11 protein-coding genes are annotated in these 12878 nt (G+C 71.6%); 7 read left to right on the top strand and 4 right to left on the bottom strand.

Features of this window, described 5'->3' with window-relative positions:
• Positions 1-241: 241 nt before the first annotated feature.
• Positions 242-2062 (bottom strand): translational GTPase TypA, encoded by a 1821-nt coding sequence (typA, locus tag AC32QD_RS02420; RefSeq protein ID WP_492008886.1) that lies wholly within the window; start codon positions 2060-2062, stop codon positions 242-244.
• 213 nt (positions 2063-2275) lie between these two features.
• Here typA and AC32QD_RS02415 point away from each other — a divergent pair, with 213 nt between their 5' ends.
• The 6 genes from AC32QD_RS02415 (at position 2276) to AC32QD_RS02390 (ending at position 10036) form a co-directional block, all read left to right on the top strand.
• Complete coding sequence (locus AC32QD_RS02415) at positions 2276-3718, top strand: cryptochrome/photolyase family protein (RefSeq protein ID WP_492008885.1); 1443 nt, start codon at positions 2276-2278, stop codon at positions 3716-3718.
• A 99-nt stretch (positions 3719-3817) separates the two neighbouring features.
• Complete coding sequence (locus AC32QD_RS02410) at positions 3818-4354, top strand: hypothetical protein (RefSeq protein ID WP_492008884.1); 537 nt, start codon at positions 3818-3820, stop codon at positions 4352-4354.
• Between the two features lie 95 nt (positions 4355-4449).
• The gene (locus tag AC32QD_RS02405; protein WP_492008883.1) at positions 4450-5580 is read left to right on the top strand and encodes a gamma-glutamylcyclotransferase; all 1131 of its coding nucleotides are present in this window, start codon (positions 4450-4452) and stop codon (positions 5578-5580) included.
• A 61-nt stretch (positions 5581-5641) separates the two neighbouring features.
• Positions 5642-6685, top strand: coding sequence for a cysteine synthase A (locus AC32QD_RS02400; RefSeq protein ID WP_492008882.1), 1044 nt, complete (start codon positions 5642-5644; stop codon positions 6683-6685).
• Positions 6686-6701: 16 nt separating this feature from the next.
• Positions 6702-9293: a DUF3772 domain-containing protein gene (locus AC32QD_RS02395; RefSeq protein ID WP_492008881.1), complete on the top strand. Its 2592-nt coding sequence runs from the start codon at positions 6702-6704 to the stop codon at positions 9291-9293.
• Positions 9294-9316: 23 nt separating this feature from the next.
• Positions 9317-10036, top strand: a complete 720-nt coding sequence (locus AC32QD_RS02390; protein WP_492008880.1) for an alanyl-tRNA editing protein — start codon at positions 9317-9319, stop codon at positions 10034-10036.
• 21 nt (positions 10037-10057) lie between these two features.
• On the opposite strand, the gene AC32QD_RS02385 is transcribed toward AC32QD_RS02390, so the two are convergent.
• On the bottom strand, positions 10058-11707 hold the full coding sequence (locus AC32QD_RS02385; RefSeq protein ID WP_492008879.1) for a GMC family oxidoreductase: 1650 nt from the start codon (positions 11705-11707) through the stop codon (positions 10058-10060).
• Positions 11708-11785: 78 nt separating this feature from the next.
• Here AC32QD_RS02385 and AC32QD_RS02380 point away from each other — a divergent pair, with 78 nt between their 5' ends.
• On the top strand, positions 11786-12040 hold the full coding sequence (locus tag AC32QD_RS02380; RefSeq protein WP_492008878.1) for a hypothetical protein: 255 nt from the start codon (positions 11786-11788) through the stop codon (positions 12038-12040).
• 60 nt (positions 12041-12100) lie between these two features.
• Here AC32QD_RS02380 and AC32QD_RS02375 read toward each other — a convergent pair whose 3' ends face one another.
• Together AC32QD_RS02375 and AC32QD_RS02370 are read right to left on the bottom strand one after the other, a co-directional pair.
• Positions 12101-12529, bottom strand: coding sequence for a helix-turn-helix domain-containing protein (locus tag AC32QD_RS02375; protein WP_492008877.1), 429 nt, complete (start codon positions 12527-12529; stop codon positions 12101-12103).
• A gap of 98 nt (positions 12530-12627) precedes the next feature.
• The gene (locus tag AC32QD_RS02370) at positions 12628-12870 is read right to left on the bottom strand and encodes a hypothetical protein (protein WP_492008876.1); all 243 of its coding nucleotides are present in this window, start codon (positions 12868-12870) and stop codon (positions 12628-12630) included.
• Positions 12871-12878: the final 8 nt, after the last annotated feature.

Raw genomic sequence — 12878 nt, 5'->3', positions numbered from 1 at the left:
CGAGAGTACGTCATGGTGGTGCTGCGGCAGGGCAGATTTTTCCCGCTATGGTTAATTTTTCCCTTCGGCACTCGCCAAATGTTGCGTGAATGCAACAAAAAGGGCGAGTGGAGGGCGCGCACTCGCCTCAGAGTGGCCGATTTGCAAAATCGTGGAAACAAAGAAGGTTAGCGTGAAGCGCTAAAGCGGCATTTCATTTTCTAATGAAACCGAATCACCTGATTCGCGGAAAACCGGCCGCTCAGGCCTGCTCGCGGCGGGCCTCGCGCCGCCGGTCGTGAGGGTCGAGCAGGCGCTTCCTCAGCCGGATCTCCCGCGGCGTCACCTCGACCAGCTCGTCGTCGTCGATATAGGCGATCGCCGCCTCGAGCGCGAGCCGCGCCGGCGGCGTCAGCAGCACCGCGTCGTCCTTGCCCGCGGCGCGGATATTGGTCAGCTTCTTGCCCTTGAGCGGATTGACCTCGAGGTCGTTGTCGCGGCTGTGCTCGCCGATGATCATGCCCTGGTAGACCCGCTCGCCGGGGCCGATGAACAGCCGCCCGCGCTCCTCCAGGTTCCACAGCGCATAGGCCACGCTGTCGCCGTGCTCGGTGGAGACCAGCACCCCGTTGCGCCGTCCCGGCATCGGGCCGCGCCAGGGCGCCCAGCCGTGGAACAGCCGGTTGAGCACGCCGGTGCCGCGCGTATCCGTGAGGAACTCGCCGTGATAGCCGATCAGCCCGCGGCTGGGCACATGCGCGACGATGCGCGTCTTGCCCTGGCCCGAGGGCTGCATGGCGGCGATCTCGGCGCGGCGCTGGCTCAGCTTGTCGACCACGACGCCGGCATGCTCCTCGTCCACGTCGACGGTGACCTCCTCGATCGGCTCGAGCCGCCGGCCGGACTCCTCGCGGGTGATCACGCGCGGGCGCGAGACCGAGAGCTCGAAGCCCTCGCGGCGCATGTTCTCGATCAGCACGCCCATCTGCAGCTCGCCCCGGCCCGAGACCTCGACCGCGTCGCCCTCGGCGGTGTCACGCACGTGGATGGCGACATTCGACTCCGCCTCGCGCATCAGCCGCTCGCGGATCACCCGGGACTGCACCTTCGCGCCGTCCCGGCCCGCCAGCGGGCTGTCGTTGATGCCGATGGTGATCGAGATGGTCGGCGGGTCGATCGGCTGGGCGGGCAACGGGATGTCGACGCCGGGGTCGGCCAGCGTGTCGGCCACCGTGGCACGGCCCATGCCGGCCAGCGCCACGATGTCGCCGGCCAGGGCCTCGGCCACCGGCTGGCGCGCCAGGCCGCGGAAGGCCAGCACCTTGGAGACGCGGAAGCGCTCGATCTCGCGCCCGTCGCGCGCCAGCGCCCTCAGCGCCATGCCCGGCCGCACCGTGCCCGCCTCGATGCGGCCGGTGAGCAGGCGGCCGAGATAGGGGTCGGCCTCCAGCGTCGTGGCCAGCATGCGGAAGGGCTTGCCCGCGTTGGCCGCCTGACGCGGCGCGGGGACATGGGCCAGGATCAGCTCGAACAGCGGCCCGAGCCCCCCGCGCGGGTGGTCCGGCTCGCGCACCGCCCAGCCGGCGCGGCCCGAGGCGTACAGGGTGGGGAAGTCGAGCTGCGCGTCCGAGGCATCCAGCGCCGCGAACATGTCGAACACCTCGTCCAGCGCCCGGTGGGGCTCGGCCTCGGCCTTGTCCGCCTTGTTCAGCACGACGATCGGCTTCAGCCCCAGCGCCAGCGCCTTGGCGGTGACGAACTTGGTCTGCGGCATCGGGCCCTCGGCCGCGTCGACCAGCAGCACGACACCGTCGACCATGGATAGGATGCGCTCCACCTCGCCGCCGAAGTCGGCATGGCCGGGCGTGTCCACGATGTTGATGCGCGCCGCGCCCCATTCGACCGAGGTGCACTTGGCCAGGATGGTGATGCCGCGCTCGCGCTCGAGCGCGTTGGAATCCATGGCGCACTCGGCGACCACCTGGCCCTCGCGAAACGCCCCCGACTGGCGCAGCAGCTGGTCCACCAGCGTGGTCTTGCCGTGGTCCACATGGGCGATGATCGCGATGTTGCGAATATCCATCTCTCGGTCCTGCCAGGGGTGCCCGCGCGCGGCGGATCGCGCTCATATGGGGGAAACGGCGCCTCGCGGCAAGCGCCGTCGTGTCCGGCCGGTCTTATGGGCCAGGCGCGCCGCTGCGCCAATTTGCGGTGCCGCCAAAGTCACGGTGATCTGCTCCGGCCCTCGGTGCGTATGCGTATGGTCGCCCGCGCCGCGGGAGCAACGGAGCCCGGCATGACCGAACGCGCCCCGCCCACCCTGCTTTGGCTGCGCCGCGACCTGCGCCTGTCGGACCACCCGGGCTGGCATGCCGCGCTTGCCGCGGGCGGCCCGGTCATCCCCGTGTTCGTGCTCGATCCCCTGATCGGCGAGGGCTGGGGCGCGGCGCCCCTGTGGCGGCTGGGCGAGAGCCTCGCCGCGCTGTCGCGCGACCTCGCCGCAGGCGGCAGCCGCCTGATCCTGCGCCGGGGCGAGGCTGCCGACGCGCTGGCCCGCCTCGCCGCCGAGACCGGCGCCCGCCGCGTCGTGTGGTCGCGGCTCTACCGGCCCGCCAGTGCCGCGCGCGACCGCGCGGTGGCCTCGGCGCTCGGCCGCCGGGGCATCGAGGTCGAGACCGTCAACGCCTTCCTCCTCAACGAGCCCTGGCAGGTCGAGACGGCCCATGGCGGGCCCTACCGCGTGTTCACGCCGTTCTGGCGCGCCATCCGGGACCGGGCGGTGCCCGAGCCGGTGGCCGCGCCGCGCGACCTCGCCCCGCCCGAGATCTGGCCCGCCAGCGACCGGCTCGCCGACTGGCGCCTGGGCCGGGGCGTGCGCCGCGGCGCAGCCGTCCTGGCGCGGCACGCGATCGTCGGCGAGGCGGCCGCGGAGGGGCGGCTCGGCGCCTTCGTGGCGCAGCGCATCGCGGGCTACGCCACGGATCGCGACCGGCTCGACCGCGCCGCCACATCGGGTCTGTCCGAGAACCTGGCCTATGGCGAGATCTCGCCCCGCCGGATCTGGCACGCGGCGCTGGCCGCGGCGGAGCGGAATCCCGGCGCCGGGCGGGGTGCGGAGGCGTTCCTGCGCCAGCTCGGCTGGCGCGAGTTCGCCTGGCACCTGATGCATTACGCCCCCCATCTCGAGAGCCAGAACTGGCGCGCCGACTGGGACCATTTCCCCTGGCGCGGCGACAACGAAGACGTGGAGCTGTGGCGCCGCGGCAGGACCGGGGTTGCGGTCGTCGACGCGGCGATGCGCCAGCTCTACGCCACCGGCACCATGCACAACCGCGCGCGCATGCTGGTGGCGAGCTTCCTCACCAAGCACCTGCTGACGCACTGGAAGGTGGGCGCGGAGTGGTTCCGCGACTGCCTGATCGACTGGGACCCGGCGGCGAACGCGCTGGGCTGGCAATGGGTGGCGGGCTCGGGCCCCGACGCCGCGCCCTACTTCCGCGTCTTCAACCCCGAGACACAGGCAGGCCGCTTCGACCCCGAGGGCCGCTACCGCGCCCGCTTCCTGGCCGGGGACCGCGGGCCGGGCCAGGCCGGTTGCGGCCCTGAGGCGCTGGAATTCTTCGAGGCCGTGCCGCACGCCTGGGGCCTCTGCTCTGCGGAGCCCACGGCGCACCCTCTCATCGGCCTCGCCGAAGGCCGCGCCCGCGCCCTGCAGGTGTGGCACGATTTCCGCTCCTAGCGGCGAAGGCACGCGGCCGGCCCGGAAAACCCCTTGCGCTGTTTGCCCTTGTTCTGGCAAAGTTCTAGCGGTGGAAATTCATTCGATGGGTGAGCCGTCATGGCGAGTGTGGTACCCGATCTGAAGCAAAACCGGCCCAAGCAGCGCGGGGCGATGCTGGCCTTCCGGCTGGTTTGCGCGGTCGCGGTTGCCTGGGCCGCGAACTGGACGCTGAGCCGGCCGGTCGCGGCGCAGCTGATCCATCTCGTGCCCCAGATGACCTATATCGCGCCTGCCGCCGCCGCGGTGGTCGGCTTCGTGGCGCTGGCCAAGCGCCAGGGCTGGGGCCTGATCGTCGCCGCGGCCAACGGGCTGTGGACCGTGATCCTGACCGTGGCGCTGACCTGGCTGGTCTACCTGACCATGCGGATGGGCAACCACCTGTCCCACGGCCTCATCGCCAATTTCAAGGACTTCATGCGCATCCTCGGCTCCGAGATCAAGCCGCTCGCGAAGGGGTGGGTCGATCTTCGGCTCATCGGCATGCTGCTCGGCGCCACCGTCGCCGCGTCTCTGGCGACCGAGATCCTGCACTGGATCCTCGTGCGCCTGCGCCGCTTGCGCGGGGGTGAGGAGGAGGCCGCGGAGACCGCCTGATCGCCGGTCACGGAGCGGCCGCCCGCCGGTTGAGAACCCGCACCGAAGATGCAATGAACGCCTCCCCGAAAGCTCAGAGGGAGGAGGCACGAGCGGTGCGACCGATCTTCTTCTACGGCACGCTGCGCGACCCGGAGTTGCTCGCGCTGGTGCTCGGCCACGACGTCCCGCCGTCCCGGCTCGAACCGGCGACGGCCGAAGGCCACGCCGCGCGGCGCATCGCCGACGAGGACTATCCCGTGCTGGTGCCCGTCCCCGGGCAGCGGACCGAGGGCGTGCTGCTGGAGGGCGCCGGCGAGGCCGACCTCGCCCGAATCCGCTTCTTCGAGGAGGCGGAATATGCCCTCGCCCCGATCACCGTGACGACGCAGCGGGGCGCGGTCGAGGCGGTTTGCTTCCGGGGCACGGACAAGCCGACGGTGTCCGGCGAGCCATGGGATTTCGCCGCGTGGTGCCGGGACCGCCGCGCCACCGCGCTCGAGGCGACGCGCGCGTACATGGCGCAGTACGGGCGCCGCTCGCCCGCCGAGGTCGACGCCATCTGGCCCGCGATCCGCAACCGCGCCGAGCAGCGCGTGCGGGCCCGCGCCGCCGCGCCGCTGCTGGGCCGGATTCGCTCCGCGCGCGGCGACGGCGACGTCGAGACCCTCGCCCGCGCCGTCCCCTACAGCGGCTATGTGGCGGTCGAGGAGCTGACCCTGCGGCACCGCCGATTCGCCGGCGGCTGGTCGGCGCCGCTGCAGCGCACCGTGGTCGCCTACGGCGATGCCGTGACCGTGCTGCCCTATGACGCGCGGCACGACCGGGTGCTGCTGATCGAGCAGTTCCGCCCCGCGCCCTATGCCCGCGGCGACCGCAACCCCTGGTGCATCGAGGTGGTGGCCGGCCGCATCGGCCGATCCGAGCCCGCTGCCCAGACAGCCCGGCGCGAGGCGCGCGAGGAGGCCGGCCTCGAGCTCGGCCGCCTCGCCGAGATCGGCGGCTACTACGCCTCGCCCGGCCTCGACTGCGAGCATCTCACCGCCTTCGTCGGCGAGGCCGCGCTGGCGCAGGCGGGGGGGCTGCACGGCCTCGACCACGAGCACGAGGACATCCGCGCCTTCGTCCTGCCCTTCGAGGAGGCGCTGGCCGCGCTGGCCGAGGGCGCGATCAACACCGGCCCGGCCACGATCTCGCTGCTCTGGCTCGCGGCGCACCGGCCGCGGCTGCGGGACGAATGGGGTTGAGGCGCTCCCCGGCGCGCACTAGGACTAGGGCTCCCGAGGCCCCAGCAAGGGACGATGTGCCATGCGCGTCTACAAGGATGTGCCCGAGGCGGTCGGCAAGACGCCGCTGATCCGGCTGCGCAAGGCGTCCGAGATCACCGGCTGCGACATCTACGGCAAGGCCGAGTTCATGAACCCCGGCCAGTCGGTCAAGGACCGCGCCGCGTTGTGGATCATCCGCGACGCGGTCAAGCGCGGCCGACTCGGCCCCGGCGGCACCATCGTCGAGGGCACGGCCGGCAACACCGGCATCGGGCTCGCGGTGGTCGGGGCGGCCATGGGCTTCAGGACCGTGATCGTCATCCCCGAGACCCAGAGCCAGGAGAAGAAGGACATGCTGCGCCTGGCCGGGGCGCAGCTGGTCGAGGTCCCGGCCGTTCCCTACAGGAAGCCGAACAACTACGTGAAGTACTCCGGCCGGCTGGCCGAGAGGCTCGCCCAGAGCGCCCCCCACGGCGCCATCTGGGCCAACCAGTTCGACAACGTCGCCAACCGGCAGGCGCATATCGAGTCGACCGGGCCGGAGATGTGGGAGCAGCTCGGCGGCCGCATCGACGGCTTCGTCTGCGCCGTGGGCACCGGCGGCACGCTGGCCGGCTGCGCCAGCTATCTGCGCTCGCGCAACCCCGACATCAAGATCGGGCTGGCCGACCCGATGGGCGCCGCGCTCTACAACTGGTACGCCCATGGCGAGCTGAAGGCCGAGGGCAACTCGATCTCCGAGGGCATCGGCCAGGGCCGCATCACCGCCAATCTCGAGGGTCTGGAGGTGGACTTCCCCTACCAGATCCCCGACTCGGAGGGCCTGCCGGTGGTCTTCGATCTGGTCCAGCACGAGGGGCTGTGCATGGGGCTTTCCACCGGCATCAATGTCGCCGGCGCCATCCGGCTGGCGCGCGACCTGGGGCCGGGGCACACCATCGTCACCGTGCTGTGCGACTATGGCAGCCGCTATCAGTCGAAAATCTTCAACCCCGCCTTCCTGAAGAGCAAGGACCTGCCCACGCCGGCCTGGCTCGAGGAGGGCGCGGTCGAGCCGCCGCCGACCGTGTTCGAGCCGGACTAGCGCCGGAGCAGCCGGCATGGCCCGCCGCCTTGGTTGGGGAATGGGGATGCGCCTGGTCTCGATCCTCCTGCTGGTCGGTGCGCTCCTTGCGGGCATTGCCGGGCCGTCGCTGGCGCAGCCCGCCGGAAACCAGTCGGAATCCGCCGCCGCCAAACTGGACCGCTGGGACAAGGAGGCCAAGCGGATCCAGGCGCGCCTCGAGAAGGGCAATGTCAGGGCGGACGAGATCGACGCCATGCGCGCCACGCTCGAGGCCCAGCGCGCCGCCATCCCCGGGCTCGTCGACGCGGTCAAGGCCGAGCTGCAGCCGCTCAAGAAGCAGCAGGAGGCACTGGGTCCCAAACCCCAGCCCCCCGCGCAGGAAACCCCCGAGGTCGCCAAGCAGCGGCGCAGCCTCGACAAGCAGATCTCCGATCTCGAGGCCCGGCTCAAGCTGCTCGGCCAGGCCGATGCGCGCGCCTCGGCGCTGCTCTCCCAGCTCGCCGATCTGCGCCGCAACCTGTTCACCCGCCAGTTGCTGACGCGGGGCCCCAGCCCGCTCGAGCCAGGGGTCGCAACCCGCGCTTTCGCCTCGCTCAGCGCGGTCGCCGCCAGCATCGCCGGCGAGACCAGCAAGCGCGTCGCCGAGGCCCGCATGGACACCCCGACGATCGTGCGCGTGTCGCTCGAGACGCTCCTGGTAATTGTGACGGTTCTTCTGCTGCGCGGCGCCCGGCTGGCGCTGTTGCGCCGGCTGGTGCGGCCGGTCGGCCCGGAGTCGCCGGAGCGGCGCCGGGTCATCGCCGGCATCAGCACCACGCTGGTGCGGCTGCTGATGCCGGTGCTCGCGGTCTCCATCATTTTCTTCGCCGCCTGGAACAGTGGCTTCCTTGGGCCGCACGGCAAGATGCTGCTGCGCGGTCTGGCCTGGACCGCGCTGGTGATGATCGGCGCCTACGGGCTGGGCGGCGCGTTCTACTCGCCGCAGGCCCCGGCGCTCAGGCTGTCGCAGCTGTCCGAGGACGAGGCCGCCGCCGCGCACAACTGGCTGATCGGGCTTGCCGCCGTCGTCGGCCTCGACCGGCTCATGGTGGTGCAGGGCGTAACGCTGGGGCTTTCCATCGAGGCGCTGACGCTGCTCAACGTCGCCCTGCTCGTGCCCGGCGCCATCGTCGTGTGGGGCTTCGCCCTGCACCTCCACGAGCCGGAGAAGCCCGAGGCCGGGGCCGCCCCGGGGGCCGCCCCGGGGGCCGGCCTGGGGGCCGGCCTGGGGGCCGAGACCACCGCCGAGGACGACGACGAGCGCGCTTCCGAGCAGAGCCACGATATCGCCATCGGTCCCCTGATCGTCGCCACGCTGCGCTTCCTCGCGCGCGCCATCGCCGTGCTCGCGCCGCTGTTGGCGCTGATCGGCTACTACGCGGCCTCGCGCTTCCTGTTCTACCCGATGGTGTTCTCGGGTGCGGTGATCGGGCTGTGTGTGCTGTTGTTCTATGCGGTGCAGGACGCCGTCGACGGCCTGGTGCGCCCGGTCGAGACCCAGATGGCCGGCACGCCCAGCCGAATCCGGCTGATCCCGGTGTTCCTCGGCTTCTTCCTGATCTGCGCCGCGCTGCCGGTGCTCGCCCTGATCTGGGGCGCGGACCTGACCGATCTGTCGAACGCCTGGCGGGCGATCTCGGCAGGGTTCACGGTCGGCAAGGTCACCGTCTCGCCGCTCGATTTCCTGCTCTTCCTGCTGGTGTTCTCGGTCGGCTACGTGCTGACGCGCATCCTGCAGGGCGTGCTGCGCCGCTCGGTGCTGCCGGTGACCGGGCTCGACGCCGGCGGCAAGGCCGCGATCAGCGCCGGGGTGTACTATGTCGGCATCTTCCTCTCGGCGCTGGTCGCCATCTCGGCGACCGGGCTCGACCTGTCGAACCTGGCGCTGGTCGCCGGGGCGCTCTCGGTGGGCATCGGCTTCGGGCTGCAGAACATCGTCAACAACTTCGTCTCCGGCCTGATCCTGCTGCTCGAGCGGCCGATCAAGGCGGGCGACTGGGTCGAGCTTTCCTCCGGTATGGGCTACGTCAAGCAGATCAACGTGCGCTCGACCGAGATCGAGACCTTCGACCGCGCCTCGCTGATCGTGCCCAACTCCGAGCTGATCTCGAACACGGTCACCAACTGGACCCACACCAATCTGCACGGCCGGCTGATCGTGCCGGTCTCGGTGTCCTACAAGAGCGATCCCAAGCAGGTCGAGCGCATCCTGCTCGAGGTCGCCAAGGGGCACGCGATGCTGCTGCGCCGCCCGCCGCCCTATGTGCTGTTCCGCAATTTCGGCGCCGACGGGCTGGAGTTCGAGATCCGCGGCATCCTGCGCGACGTCAACTGGATCCTCAATGTCAGGTCCGACATGAACTTCGAGATCGCCCGGCGCTTCGCCGAGGCCGGCATCGAGATCCCCTATCCGCAGCGCGACATGCACCTCAAGAACACCGAGGAGGTGGCCGGGGCGATCCGCCGCGCCCTGGAGGGCGAGGCCGCGCCCAGGCCCTCCGAGCACGAGAGCAACCTCTCCGAGACCTCGCCCCGCCGGCGCCGGCCGCAGCCGCCCGCGGGCTTCGACACCGACGGCGACAGCTGAACCGCCAGACCCGGGAGCCCTCCATGACCGAGCCCATGTTCCGCGACGATGCCTATCTCGCCGAGTGCGCCGCCACGGTGAGCGCGATCAACGAGCGCGGCGGCATCGTGCTCGACCGCACCGTGTTCTATCCCACCGGGGGCGGCCAGCCGGGCGACCGCGGCACGCTGGCGTGGGCGGGCGGCGAGACGCCGATCGCCACCACGGTCAAGGGCGAGCGCGCGGGCGAGATCGTCCATGTCCCCGCCGAAGGCGCCGCGCTGCCGCCGGTCGGGGCGGCCGTGACCGCGCGCCTCGATTGGGAGACCCGCTTCAGCCACATGCGCGTGCACACGGCGCTGCACCTGCTCTCGGTGGTCATCCCGCTGCCGGTGACGGGCGGCTCGATCAGCGCGGCCAAGGGCCGGCTCGACTTCGACATGCCCGAGCCGCCCGAGGACAGGGAGGCGCTGGAGCACAAGCTCAACGCACTCGCCGCGGGCGGCCATGCGGTGAGCTCGGAATGGATCAGCGACGACGAGCTTGCCGCCAAGCCCGGGCTGGTCAAGACCATGTCGGTGAAGCCGCCGGTGGGGCAGGGGCGGGTGCGCCTGATCCGCATCGGCACGCCGGAGGCGACGGTGGATCTCCAACCCTGCGGCGGCACGCATGTGCGCTCGACCGCCGAGATCGGCCGCATCACGCTGGGCAAGATCGAGAAGAAGGGCCGGCAGAACCGCCGCGTCACGATCACGCTCGACTGACGCATCGCGCCCGGGGGCCGCCTAGCGGCGGGCCTCGGCCAGCATCACCGGCTCGGGCGCGGCGCGGCCGCGGATCATGTCGGCGGCCTTCTCCGCGATCATCAGCGTCGCCGCGTTCAGATTGGCCGAGATCATCGCCGGCATCACCGAGGCGTCGACCACCCTGAGGCCGTCCATCCCTTGCACGCGCAGCGCGTCGTCGACCACCGCGCCCGGGTCGGTGGCCGGGCCCATCCTGCAGGTTCCCATCGGGTGGAAGGTCGTGGTGCCGCGCGCCTTCGCCGCCTCCAGGAGCTCGTCGTCGCTCTGCGCCTGGGGTCCGGGGAAGTCCTCGCGCTCGAAATAGGGCCTGAGCGGGCGCGAGGTCAGCAGCGTGCGCGCCAGGCGCATGCCCGCCAGCAGCACGCGGCGATCCTGGGGCTCGGCCAGGTAGTTCGACTGGATCAACGGCGGCTCGAACGGGTCGGCCGAGCGCGCCCGCACCCAGCCGCGGCTCTCCGGGCGCTGCTGCCAGGGCGCCACGGTCATGCCGGGCCACTCCTCCAGCTCGCCCTGCACGCCCTCCTTGTAGCTCGCGGGCGTGAACGTCATCTGCAGGTCGGGGGTCTCCACCGAGGGGTCCGAGCGCCAGAAGCAGTAGACCAGGGTTGGCGACAACGCAAGGATGCCCCGGCGCGTCAGCGCCCACTGCGCCACCTCGCGGGCCAGCCGCCAGCCGCGCACGCGCTCATTGATGGTCTGGATTCCCCTGACCCGTGCGATGAATCGCGGCGCGTAGTGGTCGGCCAGGTTCCCGCCCACGCCGGCGAGCGCATGGCGCGGCTCGATGCCCAGATCGGCCAGGAGCTCGCCCGGCCCGATCCCCGAGAGCTGCAGGAGCTGCGGCGAGTTGTAGCTCCCGCCCGCCAGGATCACCTCGCGCCGCGCCCGCACTTCCACCGCTGCGCCGCCGCGCCCGCCCCTGCGATAGCGCACGCCGACCGCGCGCCTGCCCTCGAGCACCAGGCCGGTGGCGTGCGCCCCGGTCACCACGCGCAGGTTCGGCCGCTTCATGGCAGGGTGCAGATAGGCCGTGGCGGCGCTCACGCGCCGGCCGCGGTGGATGGTGCGCTGGGCGTAGTTGACCCCCGCCTGCTCGGCGCCGTTGTAATCCGGGTTCAGCGGGATGCCATGCTCGACCGCGCCCTCGATGAAGGCATCGCACAGCGGATGGCGCCAGTCGATGTCGGTCACCGTGACCGGTCCCTCGGTGCCGCGATAGGTCGGGTCGGCGGCGCCGATGCGCCGCTCCAGCCGCTTGAAGTAGGGCAGCACGTCGGCATAGCCCCAGCCGCGGTTGCCGCGCTGGGCCCAGCCGTCATAGTCCATGCGCTGGCCGCGGCTGAAGATGTGGCCGTTGATCGAGCTCGAGCCGCCCAGCGTCTTGCCGCGCGGCGCGAAGACGCGCCGCCCGCCGGTCCACTCCGAGGGCTCCATCGCGTAGCACCAGTTGATGCGCGGGTTGCGGAAGGTCCTGATGAAGCCCGCGGGCAGGTGGATGAAAGGGTGCCGGTCGCGCGGGCCGGCCTCGAGCACCGCGACGCTTACACCGGCATCCTCGCTCAGCCGGTTGGCCAGCACGCAGCCCGCCGAGCCCGCGCCGACGATCACGTAGTCGAACGTCTCCGTCACCATGCGCCTCCGGGACGCGATTGCCGCCGGCCCGGGGCGGCGCTATCCTCGCGTTCCTTCTGGCAAGGGAGGGCGCGGATGGCAAACGTTCAGATGGCAAACGTTGGGATGCCCGTCGGGGCGCCGCCGGATCACGAGCCCTCGGTCGAGACCGCGCGGCACCATCTCGAGGCCGCCCGCGCCGCGCTCGATGCCGAGATCCACGCCTACCCGACCCCGATCGCCGGCTGCGACGCCCAGTACAACCACCTGCTGGCCCAGCGCCGGCGGGTGCAGGCGGCGCTGCGCGCCCTCGCGTCCGAGGTCCACATCCCCACGCCGCGGGCGCCCTGACCCGGCACGGCCCGGGGGCGGAACGGGAGCGATCGCGAAGGCCGGAAGGGCGAGCGCCGCTCAGGCCGCGTCGCCGAGCGACAGCGCCAGTGCCAGCAGGCGCCGGCGCGGCTCGGCGGGCAGGGCGTAATAGGCACGCACGAGATCCATCGCCTCGCGATCGACCAGCAGGTCGCCGCGGGCGGGCCCCACATGCTCCGCCTCGCCGTCGAGGCCCTCGAAGAAATAGGAAACCGGCACATCGACCGCCTGTGCCATCGCCCACAGGCGGCTGGCGCTCATGCGGTTGCGGCCGGTTTCGTATTTCTGCACCTGCTGCGGCTTGACGCCGAGCCGGGAGGCAACCTCCTCGAGCGTCACGCCCAGGGCCCAGCGACGCTGGCGCAGCCGCCGGCCGACATGGATATCGACCGGATGCCGGCCTCGGTGGGTGGCATCCGGCCGCGGTTCCGTGCCCGGGCCAGCCCGGCACGGCGTGACGTCCCTCATCCGACTCTGACGGTCCATGACCCCAGTGACCGGCCCCAAGGCCGGTTTATTCCGCACATCGCTGCGCCCCGCGCGGCCACGGCACGATGCCCGCGGCGTCACTGGCAGGCAAAGACGACCTCGTAGCCGCCGGAGGTCCTGCGATGGTCCACCGGGACGGCCCCCAGGCCGTACTGGTCGTGGCATGCGGTATCGGCGCGGCGCTGGATGTCGTTGAGCTGCGACTGGTACTGATAGGAATAGGTCACCGTCGGCGGGGAAGTGTCGACGCGGCGCGGTCCGGTGCAGGCTGCGAGAGCGACCGGAACGGCGAGAACCGCGATCAGCGAAAACATGCGCATGGCGTGGC

It is taken from the genome of Thermohalobaculum sp. (genome assembly GCF_058622915.1).
The sequence above is the reverse complement of the archived record's forward strand: the minus strand, read 5'-3'. Positions and strand labels throughout refer to the sequence as shown.